We start from the raw sequence: 17,172 nt of genomic DNA on the forward strand, positions 1-17,172 counted from the left end.
GTCGAGAAGATCTTCGAAGTGGTGCGCGAGATCTCGAAGGAGGGCATCACGGTGCTGCTGGTCGAGCAGAACGCGCGGCTCGCGCTGCAGGCGGCCGATCGCGGCTACGTGATGGATTCCGGCACGGTCACGATGGAAGGCGACGCCAAGCAGATGCTCGACGATCCGAAGGTGCGGGCTGCGTATCTGGGTGAGTAAATGAGCGGGCCCGGTGCGGCGCGGCGGTGGATGCCGGCGTGCCGCGCAAGGGCTTTCGAAAGGCTGTCACGGGATACCGTGACAGCCTTTTTTTCATGCGGCGCGCCCGGCGGCGAACTGCGCGCGCGGATGCGACTCCATGCATTCGACAGTGACGCCGACCATGCGGCGCGGGACACGGTAGCACGAACGCCGTCCGCTACCTGCCGTCCACCAACCGTCACGCAGGCTGCGTAGCATGGTCGGTTCATCGGGACACGGAGAGCACCCATGAGTCTGGATTACGGTTTCGTGAAGGCGAAGGTGACGTCGGTGGCGCAGCTGAAAGGCTCGCCACACGGCAGCGAGATCCAGTATCACATCCACCTGACGCTCGCATTGCCGTCCGGCGACTGGGACGTCGCGATCAACGTCGGCACCAACGACGCGGACGACCTGCTGAACTACAAGCTCGTCTACGATTTCCATCATCCGGTCACGGCGACGCTCGCGGCCGTGGCCGAGGGCTATACCGATCTCACCGGGCAAACCGCGCTGCCGGCGCTCGACTATCTGCGCAGCGACATCCTGAACGAGACGGGCGCATGGCGTGCCAGCGCGGTGATGGACGGCACCGAGAACGCGGAGCCGATCCCGTCGCTGCTGCGACTCGTCAATGCCGCGCAGTCGCAGGGGCTCGACGTCGTCGTGTTCGGCCGCACGTATAGGGAGGGCAACGGCATCCACGACACGCACATGAACCAGGGTTCGACAGGCGCGAACTACCTGCATCGCGCGGGCAACGACCACAACGATCACAACGACGTGTGGCAGGACGGCGCGTTGATCGTGCGCGTGAGCGAGTCGCAGTGGGCCGCGTATTTCGCGGCGTTCGAGCAGCAGGCCGTGCCGACCGACGCGCTCGGCAATCCGCTGCCGGACGCGGGGCCGATCACGCGCTGAACGCGGCGGCTGCCGGCGGCGTCACGCGGCCGGCAGCGTCTTGCCGAACGAGATGCGTTCCTCGACGCGATAGCCGAGCGCCGCATAGAAGCGGCATGCATCGTCGTTGCCGGGCAGCACCTGCAGGTTGATCTTCAGGCAGCCGCGCGCGGCGAGCGCGCGTTCCGCATGCGCGATCAGCGCGCGGCCGATGCCGAGCCGCCGCGCGTCGTTCGACACGCCGAACGAGTAGAGCCAGCCGCGATGTCCGTCGAAACCCGCCATCAGCGTGCCGACGACCCGCGCGCCGCACGTCGCGACGAAGAACAGCTCCGGCTGCGTCGCGAGCTTCAGCTCGATCGAGCGCAGCGGATCGCGGTGCGGCGGCGCGCCGGCTTCGTCGTACTGCGGGAACGCATCGCGCCACACGGCCAGCACGGCATCGGTGTCGGTGCGTTCGAACGGGCGGATCGCGACAGCATCGGCGGCGGCATCCATCGCGGTGGTTTCCTTAGAGCGTGTCGAGGATCGACCGCAGCATCGCCATCATCTGGTCGATTTCCTCGGTCGTGACGTTCAGCGCGGGCATGAAGCGCAGCAGGTTCGGGCGCGCAGCGTTCAGCAGCAGGCCGTCGGGCTGCATGTCGCGGGCCTTCTCGACGATCTGCGGGCCGATGTCCTTGCCGAGCAGCAGCGCGCGCAGCAGGCCTTCGCCGCGTTCGCCCTCGAAGCCGCGTTCCTCCGACAGTTCGAGCAGCCTGCGCTTCAGGTATTCGGCGCGCTCGCGCACGCCTTCGAGGAAGCCGGGCGCGACGAGCTGCGAGATCACCGAATAGCCGACGGCCGTCATCAGCGGGTTGCCGTTGTACGTGCCGCCCTGGTCGCCGGCCTCGAACACCGCGACGTCGGCCTTCGACAGCAGCGCGCCGAGCGGTGCACCGCCGCCGATGCCCTTCGCGAGCGTCATGATGTCCGGCTCGATGCCGGACAGCTCGTACGCGAACAGCGTGCCCGCGCGGCCGCACCCGCTTTGCACTTCGTCGACGATCAGCAGCAGGTCGTGCTGCTTCGTCAGCGCGCGCAGCGCCTGCATGAATTCACGCGTGGCCGGGATCACGCCGCCTTCGCCCTGGATCGGCTCGAGCATCACCGCGACGGTCTTGTCGGTGATCAGCTTCTCGACGGAGTTGATGTCGTTCAGCTCGGCCTTCGGGAAGCCCGGCACCTGCGGTGCGTAGATCGTGTCCCAGCCCGGCTTGCCGCTGGCCGACATCGTCGCGAGCGTGCGGCCGTGGAAGCTGTGGTCGAACGTGATGATCTCGTACGCGCCGTTCTTGAACTTGCGGCCCCACTTGCGCGCGAGCTTGATCGCGCCTTCGTTCGCTTCCGCGCCGCTGTTCGTGAAGAACACCTTGTCGAATACGCTGTGCTGCGTGAGCAGGCCAGCGAGCTTCGCCATCGGTTCGTTGTAGAACGCGGGCGACGGGTTCAGCAGCTTCTCCGCCTGCGTCTTCAGCGCTTCGACGATGCCGTCGTTGCAGTGGCCGAGGCTGTTGACGGCCCAGCCCTGAATGAAGTCCAGATAGCGCTTGCCCGTGTGATCGTAGAGCCACGAACCCTTGCCGTGCGTAAACACGATGTCGGGGCGGTTCGTGATGTACATCAGCGAGTCGATCGGGTAATCGTTCAGGGGCATGGCAGCAGACTCCAGCGGACGTTGAAAGGAAAGCGGGCAATAAAAAAGCCACGGAAGGCCGTGGCTGGTGGGTCGAACAGCTTGTGCGTAACCGGTGAAGCGGAGGAGTAGGTTACGCGCGAGTCCGTGACGAGCCGGCGGCATCCGGGCGGAGCGGCGAGCGGCGACGTCGAAGTGCGGACAGGAAGCGGTTCATGTGCGCAAGCATAAGGCATCCCGCGCCCCACTGTAAACCGTCGCGATGCCACGGATGTGACACGGCGGCGCGCAGCGGGGCGCGCGGGCGCGCCCGGGGCTCAGACCGGATGCGCGAGATCGGCGGCGCTCGTGAACGAGTCCGCGTAGAACTCGTCGGCCGGCAGCGCGTGGTGCTGCGTGAAGTCGCGCTGTGCGGATTCGACCATCACCGGCGCGCCGCATGCGTACACCTGGTGGCCCGACAGATCGGGCAGGTCCTCGATCACCGCGCGATGGACGAAGCCGGTGCGGCCGGTCCACTGGTCGGCGTCGTCCGGCTCGGACAGCACCGGCACGTACTTGAAGTTCGGGATCTCGCGTGCCCATTGCTCGGCAAGCTCGCCGAGGTAGATGTCCTTCTTGCGGCGTGCGCCCCAGTAGAGCGTCATCGGACGCGTGATGCCCCGGTGCTTCACGTGCTCGACGATCGCCTTGATCGGCGCGAAGCCGGTGCCCGATGCGAGCAGCACGATCGGCTTGTCGGAGTCCTCGCGCAGGAAGAACGTGCCGAGCGGGCCTTCGAAGCGCAGGATGTCGCGTTCCTTCATCGCGCCGAACACGTGGTCGGTGAACTTGCCGCCCGGCATGTGGCGGATGTGCAGCTCGATCGGGCCTTCCTCGTGCGGCGCGTTCGCCATCGAGTAGCTGCGGCGCGAGCCGTCCTTCAGGATGAACTCGACGTACTGGCCCGCGAGGTATTGCAGGCGCTCGTTGGCCGGCAGCTGCAGCTTCACGACCATCACGTCGTCGGCGCGGCGCTCGAGCGCGGCGATCCGGCACGGCAGCTTCTTCACCTGCACGCCGTCGACACCGGCGATTTCACGCACGTCGATCTCGAGGTCGCATTGCGCCTTCGAGCAGCACAGCAGCGCGAGGCCGCGCGTGCGCTCGTCGTTGGACAGTGCCGACGCGGCGTGCGGGCCCTGTTCGATCTGGCCCGACACGATCTGGCCCTTGCAGGAGCCGCACGCGCCGTTCTTGCACCCGTACGGCAGATGGACGTTCTGGCGCAGCGCCGCCGCCAGCACGGTTTCGTCCGACTCGACCTGGAACTGCCGGCCGCTTTGCTTGAGAGTAACGTTGAATGCCATAGAACCAAATAGAACAAAATGTGGGGACCGTGCATATCGCGCACGGCAGCTACAATGCAAACCCGTTGCGCGCCGCGCAACGGTGGCTACTGATTTCGCAACCAACATGATCGCGACTCGAATCCTGCGCCGGCCGCGCGTCCTGATCGTCGGCTGCGGCGACGTCGGCCTGCGCTGCGTCGCGCAATGGCGCGATGCGCGCCGCAACCTGCGCATCGTCGCGCTGACGAGCCATCCGGGCCGCCGCGACGAACTGCGCGCGGCAGGCGCGACGCCGCTCGTCGGCGACCTCGATCGCCGGGCGACGCTCGGACGTATCGCGGGCCTCGCCCGCACGATCCTGCATCTCGCGCCGCCGCAATCCGACGGCCGCGACGATCGCCGCACCCGTGCGCTGATCGCCGCATTGTCCGTGCCTGCGCGGCGGCCGTCCGCACCGGCGGTGTCGTCGGTCGGCCGGCTCCGCACGCTGCGCGCCGCGACCCGACAGGCCGGCGTGCCGGTGCGGGAAGCGCGTATTGTACCCGACGCCCTTCGCGCGCCGACGCTCGTCTACGCCAGCACGACGGGCGTCTACGGCGACTGCGGCGGCGCCCGAATCGACGAAACGCAGCCGCTGCGCCCCGCGAATCCGCGCGCGTTCCGGCGCGTCTCGGCCGAGCGTCAGCTGCGGGCGGCGACGGTGCGCGGCGTGCTGTCCGCGCGCATCGTGCGCATTCCCGGCATCTACGCGGCGAACCGGCTGCCGCTCGCGCGGCTTGAGCGCGGCACGCCGGCACTCGACGCGGCCGACGACGTCTACACGAACCACATCCACGCCGACGATCTCGCGGCGATCCTGCGTCGTGCGGCCGTGCGGGGCAAGCCGGCGCGCGCCGTGCACGCGTCGGACGACAGCGAACTGCGGATGGGAGAGTATTTCGACCGGGTCGCGCAGGTGTTCGGCCTGCCGCCGCCGCCGCGGATCAGCCGCGCGGACGCCGAGCAGCAACTCGAGCCGGCGCTCCTGTCGTTCATGCGCGAGTCGCGGCGCCTGTCCAATGCGCGGCTCAAGGCCGAATTGTGCGTGACGTTGCGCTATCCGACCGTAGACGAATTCCTTCAAACGCTCGCGCCGCGCGGCGCGTCAGGTCAGCGCCGGTAACGCCTCGATCAGCAGGAAGCACAACAGCGCGCCGATCAGCGCGCCGATCAGGTTCGGATGGTATTTGTGCTTCATGTGCATCGCGGCCAGCAGCGCGCCGATCACGATGGCGCCCACGACCGCGAACGCGATCGTCACGTACGACAGTTCGAAAGAATGGTTGAAGTTCATGATGTCTCCCCTGCATTGCTGCTCGTACAGCTTGTGATTTCAGTATAGCGGGGGATCGGGCGGCCGCGACGCGGCCCGACATCGAACGATCGTGCGGATTTTCCCTTACAGGGTTTTGACGGGATTGCGCAGGGCTGAAAGGTCGTCTTCCCCGAGCCAGCGCCACGCGCCCGGCGCCAGGTCGTCCGGCAGCCTGAACCCTCCGATGCTTTCGCGGTGCAGCGCCTCGACGCGATTGCTCGCGGCCGCGACCATGCGTTTCACCTGATGATATTTGCCTTCGAGGACGGTCAGCGCGAGCGCGTGCGTGTCGCGCGCGTCGGCGGCGACCGCCGCGATCGGCTTCGGCTCGCCGTGGAGCTGCACGCCGGCGCGCAGTGCGTCCAGCTGGGCGTCGTCGAGCGGGTGGCGCACGGTGGCGACGTAGGTTTTCGGCACCTTGCGCTTCGGCGACGTGTACGCGTGCACGAACTGGCCGTCGTCGGACAGCAGCAGCAGGCCCGTCGTGTCCTGGTCGAGGCGGCCGACGCATTGCACGCCGCGTGCGACGAGCGGCGCGGGCAGCAGGCTGAACACGCTCGCGTGGTGTTGCGGCTCGCGCGAACACTCGTAGCCGGCCGGCTTGTTGAGCGCGAGATACGCGCGGGCGTGGAACGGCCACGCGGTGTCGTCGACCGTGAACACGAGGCCGTCGGTGTCGAACGACGCGTCGGGGTCGGTCGCGCTCGCGCCCGCGACGGTGACGCGGCCCGTTTCGATCAGGCCGCGGCACTGGCGGCGCGAGCCGAAGCCCTGCGTGTAGAGAATGCTTTCGAGATCCATAGCGCGCGCATTCTATCAAGCCACGCGCCGGCACCGGCACGAACCCGCCCGCGCTGGTAAGCTGCCGGAGCGCCGCGCCGCACGTTTGTTCTTCACGGAAAGTGGACGTCGCATGCAAGGGGCGTACGGCTTCAGCGTGAAGTCGCGCCACGACGGCGGCACGCCCGTACCGGGGCTATCGCCGTCTCCATCCGACACGGAGTTCGCCGCATGAATCCGACGACGCTCGATGCACTCGCCGATTTCCCCCGTCAGCTCGAAGCGCATTTCGCCGCCGTGCCGGACGGCTACGCGCGCTGGACCCCCGACGACTGGAGCGGGATCCCGAGCGAGCATTTCTCGCCGCTCGGGCAGCTCTGCCACGTGCGCGACATCGAAATCGACGGCTACCACGTGCGGCTGCGGCGGATGCTCGACGAAGATCACCCGCTGCTCGTGTCGGTCGACGGCGATGCGCTCGCGCTCGAGCGCCGCTACGACGCCGCGTACGCGTCCGACGTGCTCGCGGCGATTCGCGACGCGCGGCGCGAGACGCTCAACCTCGTGTCGCGCCTCACGCCCGGGCAGTTTGCGCGCACCGGCGAGTTCGAAGGCTACGGCGCGCTGACCGTGCGCGGTCTCGTCCATTACCTGTGCAGCCACGACCAGCAGCATCTGGCCGGCATGCAGTGGCTGCTCGGCAAGATCGACGCGGTGCTGTACGCGCGCTGAACCGCACGGCCCGGCGGCCGTGCATCGTGTCGTGTCGAGCGGATTTCGTCGCGTTCGTCGGTGGGGCAGCCCACCGTTCCGGATGCCTGATTGGATCGTTTTTCTGGATAATTCATCCAGCCGTGCCCGGCTGACCGGCACGTCGCGCGTGCCTACACTCCTAGCTTCATTCAACGCAAACAGGAGTCAACCGTGGCTACTCATACGCTCGCAGACAAGGTCGTCCTGATCGCAGGCGGCGCCAAGAATCTCGGCGGGCTGATCGCCCGGGACCTGGCCGGCCACGGCGCGAAGGCGGTGGCGATTCACTACAACAGCGCGGCATCGCAGGCGCAGGCCGAAGAGACGGCCGCTGCCGTGCGCGCGGCCGGCGCGGATGCCGCGACGTTCCAGGCCGACCTGACGACGGCCGCCGCGGTCGAGAAGCTGTTCGGCGATGCGAAGCAGCGCTTCGGCAAGATCGACATCGCGATCAATACCGTCGGCAAGGTGCTGAAGAAGCCGTTCACCGAAATCACCGAGGCCGAGTACGACGAGATGTTCGCGGTGAACAGCAAGTCGGCGTTCTTCTTCATCAAGGAAGCGGGGCGGCACCTCGAGGATCACGGCAAGCTCGTCACGCTCGTGACGTCGCTGCTCGGCGCGTTCACGCCGTTCTATGCGGCCTACGAAGGATCGAAGGCGCCGGTCGAGCACTTCACGCGCGCGGCGTCGAAGGAGTACGGCGCGCGCGGCATCTCGGTGACGGCGGTCGGGCCCGGCCCGATGGATACGCCGTTCTTCTATCCGGCCGAAGGCGCCGACGCGGTCGCGTATCACAAGACGGCCGCCGCGCTGTCGCCGTTCAGCAAGACGGGCCTCACCGACATCGAGGACGTCGTGCCGTTCATCCGTCATCTCGTGACCGACGGCTGGTGGATCACCGGGCAGACGATCCTGATCAACGGCGGCTATACGACCAAGTAATCGACCCGGTAACGGGCCGTGCCGGCGGTCGTCGTGTGCGCGGCGACCCGCAATGGACCGTTTGCATGGACAATGGACGGGCGCGCGGACACAACGCCGCGCGCCCGTTTCATCTGTGCCGCCGGAATCGGCCGCGACGCGCGGCGCTTGCCGGCCGCGGTCGTCCGAACCCACGTTCTCTGCCTGCCGATGGACAAGCTGGATCAGGTCAGAATCTTCCTTCAGGTTGCCGAGATGGGCAGCTTCATCAAGGCCGCCCACGCGCTCGACGTGCCGCGCGCGACCGTGTCGGCCGCCGTCCAGCAGCTCGAGACCGCGCTCGGCACGCGCCTGTTGCACCGTACGACTCGGCAGGTCCAGCTGACTGCCGACGGCGCGCTGCTGCTGGAGCGTGGCCGGCGCCTGCTCGCGGAAGCCGACGAGCTCGACCGGCTGTTCCGGCGTCGCGATCGCGACGTGATCGGGCGGCTGAACGTCGATGCGCCGAGCCGGATCGCGCGCCGCGTGATCGCCCCCGCGCTGCCGTCGCTGTTTCGCCGCTACCCGAAGCTGCAACTGTCGCTCGGCTCGACCGACCGCTCGATCGATCTCGTGCAGGAGGGTGTCGACTGCGCGATCCGGGTCGGGCGGCTCGCGGACAGCAGCCTCGTCGTGCGGCCGCTCGGGCAGTTCGCGCTGATCAACTGCGCGAGCCCCGACTACCTGCGCGAATGCGGCGTGCCCGAGCATCCCGATGCGCTTGCGCACGGGCACTGGGCGATCGGCTATGCGTCGCCGACGACCGGCCGCGAGCTCGGCTGGGAATACTGCGCGGACGGCGGGCGGCATACGCTGACGCTGCCGAGCCGCGTGATCGTCAACAACGCTGAAACCTATATCGCGAGCTGCATCGCAGGCATGGGGCTGATCCAGATTCCGCGCTTCGACGTCGTGCATCTGCTCGACAGCGGAGCGCTGGTCGAGGTGATGCCCGGCCATCGGGCCGCGCCGATGGACGTGTCGGCCGTATATCCGCATCGGCGGCACCGGTCGAGGCGGCTCAACGCATTCGTCGAATGGTTCGGGGCGTTGATGGCGGATGCATTGAACGACACGGGCGCGGCCGGCACCGGCGACTGAAAGCGGCGTCGTGGCCGCAACTGCGGGCCGCCCGCCATTCGCCGGCCGGTGACGCCGATCGATCGGCGTCGGTGCGACGCGGCATGCGCGGGTATGTCCGGCACGTGCGGCCATCGCGTCGCGTGCACTCAGGCGGCGAACTGCCGCGTGCGCCCGGTCGTCCGCACCGCGTCGATCAGCGCGGCGCAGGCGCCGTCGGGCTTCGACGCGAACGCGTAAAAGCACGCGGCCGGCAACGCCGGCAGGCCGTCATTCGCCCCGCACGTGCGCAGGCCGTCGCGCAACTGGCTGCGTGCGAGCGCCGTGACCGCGAAGCCGGCGAGCGCGGCCGATATGCAGCCGGCCATGCTGGCGCTTTCGAACAGCACGCGAAAGGGCCGCAGCGCGGCCGCGAGCGAGGACACCGCGGCTTCCCGGTACACGCACGGCTCCGGAAACAGCGCGAGCGGCACTTCGCCTTCGGTGTCGATTGCCATATCCGACGCGAACGCCCATACCAGTGGTTCTTCCCACAGCAGTTCGCCCGGCGCGTCGACCTGCCTGCATTGCTTGCCGAACACGACGTCGAGCCGGCCCAGCGTCTGCTCGCGCAGCAGCGCCGCGGTGATCCCGACCTTCAGTTCGATCGACGTGCGCGGATGGCTGTCGCGAAACGTGCGCAGCACCTGCGGCAGCCATGCGCCCGCGAAATCCTCCGACGCGCCGACCCGCAATCGCGCGTGCGCCGGCGCGCCGCGCAGCCTCGCGCGCACTTCGCGCTCCATGTCGACGATGTTGCGCGCGTACGCGTACAGCGTGTCGCCGGCCGGCGTGAGCGCGATGCGGCGCGTCGTGCGCGCGAGCAGCACCGTGCCGGCCGCCTGCTCGAGCCGCTTGATGTGGCCGCTGACCGCGGACGGCGTCAGCGCGAGGCGCTCCGCGGCCGGCGCGAAGCCGCGGCTGTCGACGACTTCGAGGAAGGTACGCAACAGCGCGATGTCGAGCGCGGTCGACGCGGGATCGGTCAGCGGTTCCATCGGTTGATTCACCACGATACTTGAAGAATTAGTCATGATACGCCGCGAATCGTGATGAGAGACGGGCCTACCATCGGGCATTCAGGCTGACCAACCGGAGTGCACATGACCGCTTACCGCTATGCGACGACCGCGTCGCTCGAACTCGCCTATCTCGAATGGAACCCGCGCGGCGAACGCGTGGCCGTGCTGCTGCACGGCTGGCCGGACAGCCCGGTCGGCTGGGAGGCCGTGGCTCGAACGCTGGCCGCACGCGGCTACCGCGTGCTCGCGCCCGCGCTGCGCGGTTTCGCGCCGACCCGCTTTCGCGATCCCGCGACGCCGCGCAGCGGCCGGCTCGCGGCGCTTGGCCGCGACTTGCTCGAATTCATCGACGCGCTCGGCATCGAGCGGCCCGTGCTGGTCGGGCACGACTGGGGTGCGCGCGCGGTTGCGAACGCGTGCGGGTTGCGCGACGGCGCGGCCTCGCATCTGGTGATGCTGTCGGTGGGATACGGCACGAACGACCCGGCCCAGCCGTTGTCGCTGCCGCAGGCGCGCAACTACTGGTATCACTGGTTCCTGGCGACGCCGCGCGGCGAGCAGGCGCTGCGCGACGATCGCCGGGCGTTCGCGCGCCTGATGTGGGATACGTGGTCGCCGGCCGGTTGGTACGACGAACGCGACTTCGACGCGGCCGCGACTGCCTTCGACGGCCCGGACTGGATCGACGTGGTGCTGCACTCGTACCGTTATCGCTGGGGATTCGTCGACGGCGGGGCCGCGTATGCGGAAGACGACGCGCAACTGACACCCGCACCGGTGCTGTCGGTGCCGACGCTCGTGCTGCACGGCGGCGCGGACGCCTGCAACGGGCCCGAGACTTCGGCCGGGCGCGAGCGGTTCTTCACCGGCCGCTACGAGCGCGCCGTGCTGGACGGTGTCGGGCACTTTCCGCAGCGCGAGGCGCCGGGAGCGGTTGCGGACGCGATCGCGCGGTTCTGCGAGCAACGCTGAACGCGCGGCCGCACCTCGGTGCGCGGTCGATCGAACCGGTCACTCGGTGCGATGCGGGATGCTGTCCGGGAACGGGTAGGGCGCGTGCGGCCCTGGCCAGTCGGGCACGGGCGGCTCGCGCAGCAGGTCGCATCCGCTCAGCATGATCGACAACAGCGCGGCAAGCACGCAGCGGCGGATCGGGCTCGAAAAGAAGACGCGCGTGGACATGAGCGGCCTCCGTGCTTGCGTGTCCTGATGCTTGGACCGCCGGGCAAGGGCGTGCGTTGCGGCGTGCGTGGCGCGCGCAACAAACAAAAAACCAACAAAAAACCCGCGAAGCGGCGAGCTTGCGCGGGTTTCGACAGTGCAGCGCATTGACGCTGCGAAAGACTGGTGCCCAGGGCCGGAATCGAACCGGCACGCCTTGCGGCGGGGGATTTTGAGTCCCCTGCGTCTACCAATTTCACCACCTGGGCTTTGATCCTGGCCGCGCATGCGATTCGTACTGATTGTGCGCGGCGAAACGCGAATTATGGCGGAAAACGGGGCACCGGGCAAGCTGTCCGGCGACCGCCCGTGCGTTACTGGCTCAGATAGACGAATCGGCCCTGCTTCACGATCCCCATCACGCTCGCGCGCTGATCGAGCCCCACGTGATCCTTGTCGCTGGTGTTGACGACGCCGTTCGGCACGACGAGTTCGTGCGCGCGTTCGAGTTCGCGCCGCAGCGCCGCGCGGAAGCCCGGCGTGCCGGGCTGCGCGGCCTTGAGCGCGCGGCCGACCGCGTCGGCGAGGCGCGGGTACACGCCCGCCGCGTCGCCCGCGAACTGGGTGACCGTGCCGGCGCCGTATTTCGCTTCATACGCATCGACGAACGCGAGCGCGGCCTTGCGGGCCGGATGGTCGGCAGGCAGCGTGCGCGCGACGACCACCGGCTGGGTCGGGAACAGCGTCCCGTCGACGTCCTTGCCGCCGAGCTTGATGAATTCCGGCGTGGCGATCCCGTGCGTCTGGTAGATCGCGCCCTTGTAGCCGCGCTCGATCAGCGTGCGTTGCGGCAGCACGGCCGGCGTGCCCGAGCCGGCGATCAGGATCGCGTCGGGCTTCGCGGCGATCAGCTTCAGCGCCTGGCCGGTGACGCTCGCGTCGGTGCGGTTGAAGCGTTCCGTCGCGATCACGCGGATCTTGCGGATTTCCGCGAAGCGCGTGAATTCGTTCAGCCAGCTGTCGCCATAGCTGTCCGCGAAGCCGATGAAGCCGACCGTCTTCACACCGTGGTTGGCCATGTAGCGCGTCATCACGTCGGCCATCGCGCTGTCGCTCTGCGCCATCTTGAATGCCCAGGTCCGCGCGCCTTCCTGCGGCTCGACGATCGCGCCGGAGCCGACCAGCGTGATCATCGGCGTCTGGGCGGCGGCTACCGCGTCGAGCGCCGCGAGCGCGGCCGGCGTGATGTTCGGCCCGACCACGACGTCGACGCGATCCTCGTCGACCAGCTTGCGGATGTTGCGCACGGCCGCGCCCGGGTCGGACGCGTCGTCGAGCACCGTCACCTGCACCGGCTGCCCGGCGATCGTCTTCGGCCACATCAGGATTGCGTTCTTGCTGGTGATGCCGATCGCGGCGGCCGGGCCGGTCGACGACAGGTCGACGCCGACCTTCAGGTCGGCATGCGCGGCCGCGCAGGCGAGCACGAGGGCGGCGCCGGCGGCGCGGCGCAACAGGGCGGGAAGCGTCATGCGGAAATCTCCGTCGGGCAATAAAAAGGGGCGCGATTTGCGCCCCTGTCGTTATACCTGTCTGTCAAAGCTCGTACGATTCGGATTCGCCCTTGAGCGCCTGCTCGATCAGCTTGCGGTTCAGCGTCGGCGACAGCAGCTCGACGAGCGTATACACATAGCTGCGCAAATAGGCGCCCTGCTTGAGCGCGACACGCGTCACGTTGCTGCCGAACAGGTGGCCGACCGGAATCAGCCGCAGGTTGCGGTCGCGCTCCGGGTTGAATGCGATGTCGGCCATGATCCCGACGCCCAGGCCGAGTTCGACGTAGGTCTTGATCACGTCGGCGTCGATCGCCTCCAGCACGATGTCCGGCGACAGCCCGCGCAGCGCGAACGCATGATTGATCTTCTTGCGGCCGGCGAACGCGTCGTCGTACGTGATCAGCGGGTACTGCGCGAGATCGTCCAGCGTGACCGGCTTGCGTTCGAGTAGCGGATGGTCGGCCGGCACCACGGCCGCGTGATGCCACTGGAAGCAGGGCAGCGACACGAGTTCCTTGTAGTCGGCGATCGCCTCGGTCGCGATCGCGAGATCGGCCTGGTCGTGGATCACCATCTCGGCGACCTGCGTCGGGCTGCCCTGCAGGATCGACAGGTGCACCTTCGGGAAGCGCTTCTTGAACTCGGCGATCGCGGCCGGCAGCGAGTAGCGGGCCTGCGTGTGGGTGGCGGCGATCGTCAGGTTGCCCTGATCCTGCGCCGCGTAATCTTTTCCGACCCTTTTAAGGCTTTCAACTTCCTGCAGGATCCGCTCGACCGATGCGAGGATGATCCTGCCCGGCTCGGTGAGCGAGCGCACGCGCTTGCCGTGCCGCGTGAAGATCTCCACGCCGAGCTCGTCCTCGAGCTCGATGATCGCCTTCGACACCCCCGGTTGCGACGTGTAGAGCGCCTTGGCGGCCTCGGTGAGGTTGAAATTCTGCCGGACGGCCTCGCGCACGAAGCGAAATTGGTGCAGGTTCATTTATAACCCTTCCGCATATCAACAGAATTTTTTAGTCGTTTGAAATATAAGGCGAGTTTATTACGATTCACCGGAGTTTTTCAAATATGGATATCTGTTTTCGTCATTAGCAATCCAGCCGGGCCGCGCAAGGCCGGCGATGGCGGCGGAACGGAGATTCGGGCGCGACGTGGCTAGGACGTCGCGCGGTCACCACGAAAACCCCTGGGGTCCCCGAATGTATCAGTACGACCAATACGACCAGACGATCGTCGACGAGCGTGTCGCGCAGTACCGCGATCAGGTGCGCCGCCGGCTGTCGGGCGAGTTGAGCGAAGAAGAATTCCGTCCGCTGCGCCTGCAGAACGGCCTGTACATGCAGCGCCACGCATACATGCACCGCATCGCGATTCCGTACGGCAACCTGCGCAGCGACCAACTGCGGATGCTGGCGCGCATCGCCCGCGAACACGACCGCGGCTACGGCCACTTCTCGACCCGCTCGAACATCCAGTTCAACTGGATCCAGCTCGAGGAAACGCCGGAGATCCTCGCGAAGCTCGCGTCGGTGCAGATGCACGGCATCCAGACCTCGGGCAACTGCATCCGCAACATCACGGCGGACCAGTTCGCGGGCGTCGCCCAGGACGAGGAGATCGATCCGCGTCCGTGGTCGGAAATCCTGCGCCAGTGGTCGACGTTCCATCCCGAATTCGCGTGGCTGCCGCGCAAGTTCAAGATCGCGGTGTCGGGCTCGACGCACGACCGCGCGGCCGTGCAGATCCACGATCTCGGCGTGTACCTGAAGAAGAACGCGCAGGGCGAGGTGGTCGCGAGCATCCTCGCGGGCGGCGGCCTCGGCCGTACGCCGATCATCGGCGCGGTGATCAAGGAAGACCTGCCGTGGCAGCACCTGCTCACCTATTGTGAAGCCGTGCTGCGCGTATACAACCGCTACGGCCGCCGCGACAACCTGTACAAGGCGCGTATCAAGATCCTCGTGAAGGCGCTGTCGCCCGCGAAGTTCGCGCAGCAGGTCGAGGAAGAGTGGCAGCACCTGAAGGACGGCCCGTCGACGCTCACGCAGGCGGAAGTCGACCGCGTGTCGCAGTACTTCCAGCCGCCCGTCTACGAGAAGCTGGCCGACACCGACGCGTCGTTCGAACAGCACCTGCTCGAGAACAAGGCGTTCGCGCGCTGGGTCGAGCGCAACGTCGCGCCGCACAAGGTGCCGGGCTATGCCGCGGTCACGCTGTCGCTGAAGGACCACCGCGTCGCCCCGGGCGACGCGACGGACGCGCAGATGGACCTGGTGGCCGACTGGGCAGACGCGTACTCGCTTGGCGAACTGCGCGTGTCGCACGAGCAGAACCTGATCCTCGCGAACGTGAAGAAGCGCGACCTGTTCACGGTGTGGGAAAAGGCGAAGGCGGCCAGCTTCGCGACGCCGAACGTCGGCCTGCTGACCGACATCATCGCGTGCCCGGGCGGCGATTTCTGCTCGCTCGCGAACGCGAAGTCGATCCCGATCGCGCTGGCGATCCAGCAGCGTTTCGAAGATCTGGACTACGTGTACGATCTCGGCGACCTGTCGCTGAACATTTCCGGTTGCATGAACTCGTGCGGTCATCATCACGTGGGCAACATCGGCATCCTCGGCGTCGACAAGGACGGTGCCGAGTGGTACCAGGTGTCGCTCGGCGGCGAGCAGGGCACGGGCCGCAACGGCGCGCGCCTCGGCCGCGTGATCGGGCCGTCGTTCTCCGCGGAGGAAGTGCCGGGCGTGATCGCGAAGCTGATCGACACGTTCGTCGAGGCACGCATCGACGGCGAGCGCTTCATCGACACGTACGACCGCATCGGCATCGCTCCGTTCAAGGAGCGCGTGTATGCGGCGCGCCAGGCAGTCAACGCGTAACCAACCGGGTAGAAGGAATTTGCAGATGGCTTCGATTATCAAGAACCGCGCAGTGATCGACGACGCATGGCAGGTCGTGCGCGCGGCGGAAGACGGTGCGCTGCCCGCGGTCGACGCATTGCCGGCCGGCAAGGTGCTGGTGCCGTTCACCCTGTGGCAGGCCGAGCGCGCGGCGCTCGTCGCCGCGAAGACGAAGGACGAACTCGGCGTGTGGCTCGCGCCGGACAGCGAGCCGGCCGATCTCGTGGCCGACTTCGGTGCGATCTCGCTGATCGCCGTCGATTTCCCGCGCTTCGCGGACGGCCGCGGCTACAGCATCGCGCGCCTGCTGCGCGAGCGCCACGGCTGGACCGGCGAGCTGCGCGCGATCGGCGACGTGCTGCGCGACCAGCTGCTGTACATGTCGCGTTGCGGCTTCGACGCGTTCGCGGTGCGTGCCGACAAGGACATCCACGATGCACTGAACGCGTTCGGCGAATTCACGCAGCGTTACCAGGGCGCATTCGACGAGCCGGCGCCGCTGTTCCGCCGCCGCGCGGCCGCGGCCGACGCGAAGGTGAGCGCATGAGCGCCGCGACCGCACTGACGCCCGAACTGGCCGCGAAGGTCGAGCGCCTCGACGCGCTGCTCGCGCAGATCGGCGCGAGCCACGAGAAGGTGAAGTTCGCGAGCAGCCTCGCCGCGGAAGACATGCTGCTCACGCACGCGATCCTGTCGAAGGGCGTGTCGATCGGCATCTTCTCGCTGAACACCGGTCGCCTGCATGCGGAAACGCTGGGCATGATCGACCGCGTGCGCGAGCGCTACGGCTACGAGATCGAGCAGTTTCATCCGCAGCAGGACGCGGTCGACCAGTACGTCGCCGAGCACGGCCTGAACGCATTCTACGAAAGCGTCGAGCTGCGCAAGTCGTGCTGCCACATCCGCAAGGTCGAGCCGCTGAACCGCGCGCTGGCCGACGTCGGCGCGTGGGTCACGGGCCAGCGTCGCGAGCAGTCGGTCACGCGTGCGGAGCTGCACGAGGAAGAACAGGACGAAGCGCGCGGGATCGCGAAGTACAACCCGCTCGCCGACTGGACGGAAGCCGACGTGTGGGCGTACCTGAAGGCATTCGACGTGCCGGTCAATCCGCTGCACGCGCGCGGCTATCCGAGCATCGGCTGCGAGCCGTGTACGCGCGCGATCCGCCCCGGCGAGGACAGCCGGGCGGGCCGCTGGTGGTGGGAGTCGCGCGACACGAAGGAATGCGGGCTGCACATCACGATCACGCCGATTCCCGCGAACGCCGAAGCCGGCGCCGCGCACTGAAAGCCGACAAGAAACCGAATATTGCGCCGCCCGCGACAGCGGGCGGCACGAACCCAGAAGAGAAGGACTGAAATCATGAGCACGACGCTCGAGCAATCCGCCTTTGCCCCGCCCACCGGTGCCGACGACCGCATGGGCCACCTCGACTGGCT

At 67.8% G+C, this 17,172-nt stretch carries 18 protein-coding genes, 1 tRNA gene and 1 pseudogene; 10 read left to right on the top strand and 10 right to left on the bottom strand.

Annotated features, from left to right (window positions below):
* Nucleotides 1-198: pseudogene (locus DID98_RS34790) on the top strand (ABC transporter ATP-binding protein); the annotation flags it as partial.
* 270 nt (nucleotides 199-468) lie between these two features.
* A complete protein-coding gene (locus DID98_RS34795; RefSeq protein WP_124572191.1) occupies nucleotides 469-1,140 on the top strand; it encodes a DUF2278 family protein in 672 nt (223 codons plus the stop codon).
* Nucleotides 1,141-1,161: 21 nt separating this feature from the next.
* On the opposite strand, the gene DID98_RS34800 is transcribed toward DID98_RS34795, so the two are convergent.
* From DID98_RS34800 to DID98_RS34810, 3 genes are all read right to left on the bottom strand, one after another.
* Nucleotides 1,162-1,617 carry a GNAT family acetyltransferase gene (locus tag DID98_RS34800; protein ID WP_124521518.1) on the bottom strand — a complete coding sequence of 152 codons (456 nt, stop codon included), beginning with the start codon at nucleotides 1,615-1,617 and terminating at the stop codon, nucleotides 1,162-1,164.
* 13 nt (nucleotides 1,618-1,630) lie between these two features.
* Nucleotides 1,631-2,815, bottom strand: a complete 1,185-nt coding sequence (locus tag DID98_RS34805; protein ID WP_044845607.1) for an acetylornithine transaminase — start codon at nucleotides 2,813-2,815, stop codon at nucleotides 1,631-1,633.
* A gap of 296 nt (nucleotides 2,816-3,111) precedes the next feature.
* On the bottom strand, nucleotides 3,112-4,143 hold the full coding sequence (locus tag DID98_RS34810; RefSeq protein ID WP_044845608.1) for a CDP-6-deoxy-delta-3,4-glucoseen reductase: 1,032 nt from the start codon (nucleotides 4,141-4,143) through the stop codon (nucleotides 3,112-3,114).
* Between the two features lie 106 nt (nucleotides 4,144-4,249).
* Here DID98_RS34810 and DID98_RS34815 point away from each other — a divergent pair, with 106 nt between their 5' ends.
* The gene (locus DID98_RS34815; RefSeq protein ID WP_124521609.1) at nucleotides 4,250-5,287 is read left to right on the top strand and encodes an NAD-dependent epimerase/dehydratase family protein; all 1,038 of its coding nucleotides are present in this window, start codon (nucleotides 4,250-4,252) and stop codon (nucleotides 5,285-5,287) included.
* Here DID98_RS34815 and DID98_RS34820 read toward each other — a convergent pair.
* Nucleotides 5,270-5,458: a hypothetical protein gene (locus DID98_RS34820; protein ID WP_124521520.1), complete on the bottom strand. Its 189-nt coding sequence runs from the start codon at nucleotides 5,456-5,458 to the stop codon at nucleotides 5,270-5,272. The two genes, DID98_RS34815 and DID98_RS34820, sit on opposite strands and share 18 nt — an antisense overlap.
* A gap of 105 nt (nucleotides 5,459-5,563) precedes the next feature.
* Nucleotides 5,564-6,280: a pseudouridine synthase gene (locus DID98_RS34825; RefSeq protein ID WP_124572192.1), complete on the bottom strand. Its 717-nt coding sequence runs from the start codon at nucleotides 6,278-6,280 to the stop codon at nucleotides 5,564-5,566.
* Nucleotides 6,281-6,490: 210 nt separating this feature from the next.
* Here DID98_RS34825 and DID98_RS34830 point away from each other — a divergent pair, with 210 nt between their 5' ends.
* The 3 genes from DID98_RS34830 (at nucleotide 6,491) to DID98_RS34840 (ending at nucleotide 9,076) form a co-directional block, all read left to right on the top strand.
* Entirely contained in the window at nucleotides 6,491-6,991 is a 501-nt protein-coding gene (locus tag DID98_RS34830; RefSeq protein ID WP_124572193.1) for a DinB family protein, read from the top strand.
* A gap of 192 nt (nucleotides 6,992-7,183) precedes the next feature.
* On the top strand, nucleotides 7,184-7,957 hold the full coding sequence (locus DID98_RS34835) for an SDR family oxidoreductase (protein ID WP_124488484.1): 774 nt from the start codon (nucleotides 7,184-7,186) through the stop codon (nucleotides 7,955-7,957).
* A gap of 189 nt (nucleotides 7,958-8,146) precedes the next feature.
* Complete coding sequence (locus DID98_RS34840; protein WP_124572194.1) at nucleotides 8,147-9,076, top strand: LysR family transcriptional regulator; 930 nt, start codon at nucleotides 8,147-8,149, stop codon at nucleotides 9,074-9,076.
* Between the two features lie 128 nt (nucleotides 9,077-9,204).
* Here DID98_RS34840 and DID98_RS34845 read toward each other — a convergent pair whose 3' ends face one another.
* Nucleotides 9,205-10,092 carry a LysR family transcriptional regulator gene (locus DID98_RS34845; protein ID WP_124572195.1) on the bottom strand — a complete coding sequence of 296 codons (888 nt, stop codon included), beginning with the start codon at nucleotides 10,090-10,092 and terminating at the stop codon, nucleotides 9,205-9,207.
* Between the two features lie 105 nt (nucleotides 10,093-10,197).
* Between DID98_RS34845 and DID98_RS34850 the strand changes: the two genes are divergently transcribed.
* Complete coding sequence (locus tag DID98_RS34850) at nucleotides 10,198-11,088, top strand: alpha/beta fold hydrolase (RefSeq protein ID WP_124572196.1); 891 nt, start codon at nucleotides 10,198-10,200, stop codon at nucleotides 11,086-11,088.
* Between the two features lie 39 nt (nucleotides 11,089-11,127).
* On the opposite strand, the gene DID98_RS36035 is transcribed toward DID98_RS34850, so the two are convergent.
* The 4 genes from DID98_RS36035 to DID98_RS34865 all read right to left on the bottom strand — a co-directional run bounded on the left by DID98_RS36035 (nucleotide 11,128) and on the right by DID98_RS34865 (nucleotide 13,815).
* Nucleotides 11,128-11,298 (bottom strand): hypothetical protein, encoded by a 171-nt coding sequence (locus tag DID98_RS36035; RefSeq protein WP_185640929.1) that lies wholly within the window; start codon nucleotides 11,296-11,298, stop codon nucleotides 11,128-11,130.
* 163 nt (nucleotides 11,299-11,461) lie between these two features.
* Nucleotides 11,462-11,546: transfer RNA gene (locus tag DID98_RS34855), tRNA-Leu, on the bottom strand.
* Nucleotides 11,547-11,651: 105 nt separating this feature from the next.
* Nucleotides 11,652-12,809: an ABC transporter substrate-binding protein gene (locus DID98_RS34860; protein WP_124572197.1), complete on the bottom strand. Its 1,158-nt coding sequence runs from the start codon at nucleotides 12,807-12,809 to the stop codon at nucleotides 11,652-11,654.
* A gap of 64 nt (nucleotides 12,810-12,873) precedes the next feature.
* Complete coding sequence (locus tag DID98_RS34865) at nucleotides 12,874-13,815, bottom strand: CysB family HTH-type transcriptional regulator (protein ID WP_009689198.1); 942 nt, start codon at nucleotides 13,813-13,815, stop codon at nucleotides 12,874-12,876.
* 217 nt (nucleotides 13,816-14,032) lie between these two features.
* Here DID98_RS34865 and DID98_RS34870 point away from each other — a divergent pair, with 217 nt between their 5' ends.
* Genes DID98_RS34870 through DID98_RS34880 form a run of 3 tightly spaced genes read left to right on the top strand, consistent with a single transcriptional unit; the run spans nucleotide 14,033 to nucleotide 17,020 of the window.
* Nucleotides 14,033-15,712: a nitrite/sulfite reductase gene (locus DID98_RS34870; protein ID WP_044845617.1), complete on the top strand. Its 1,680-nt coding sequence runs from the start codon at nucleotides 14,033-14,035 to the stop codon at nucleotides 15,710-15,712.
* A 25-nt stretch (nucleotides 15,713-15,737) separates the two neighbouring features.
* Nucleotides 15,738-16,280, top strand: a complete 543-nt coding sequence (locus DID98_RS34875; protein ID WP_044845618.1) for a DUF934 domain-containing protein — start codon at nucleotides 15,738-15,740, stop codon at nucleotides 16,278-16,280.
* On the top strand, nucleotides 16,277-17,020 hold the full coding sequence (locus tag DID98_RS34880; protein WP_124572198.1) for a phosphoadenylyl-sulfate reductase: 744 nt from the start codon (nucleotides 16,277-16,279) through the stop codon (nucleotides 17,018-17,020). Before DID98_RS34875 ends, DID98_RS34880 begins: the two co-directional genes overlap by 4 nt.
* Nucleotides 17,021-17,172: the final 152 nt, after the last annotated feature.

The organism is Burkholderia sp. Bp8984 (assembly GCF_003853755.1).
Classification (GTDB): domain Bacteria; phylum Pseudomonadota; class Gammaproteobacteria; order Burkholderiales; family Burkholderiaceae; genus Burkholderia.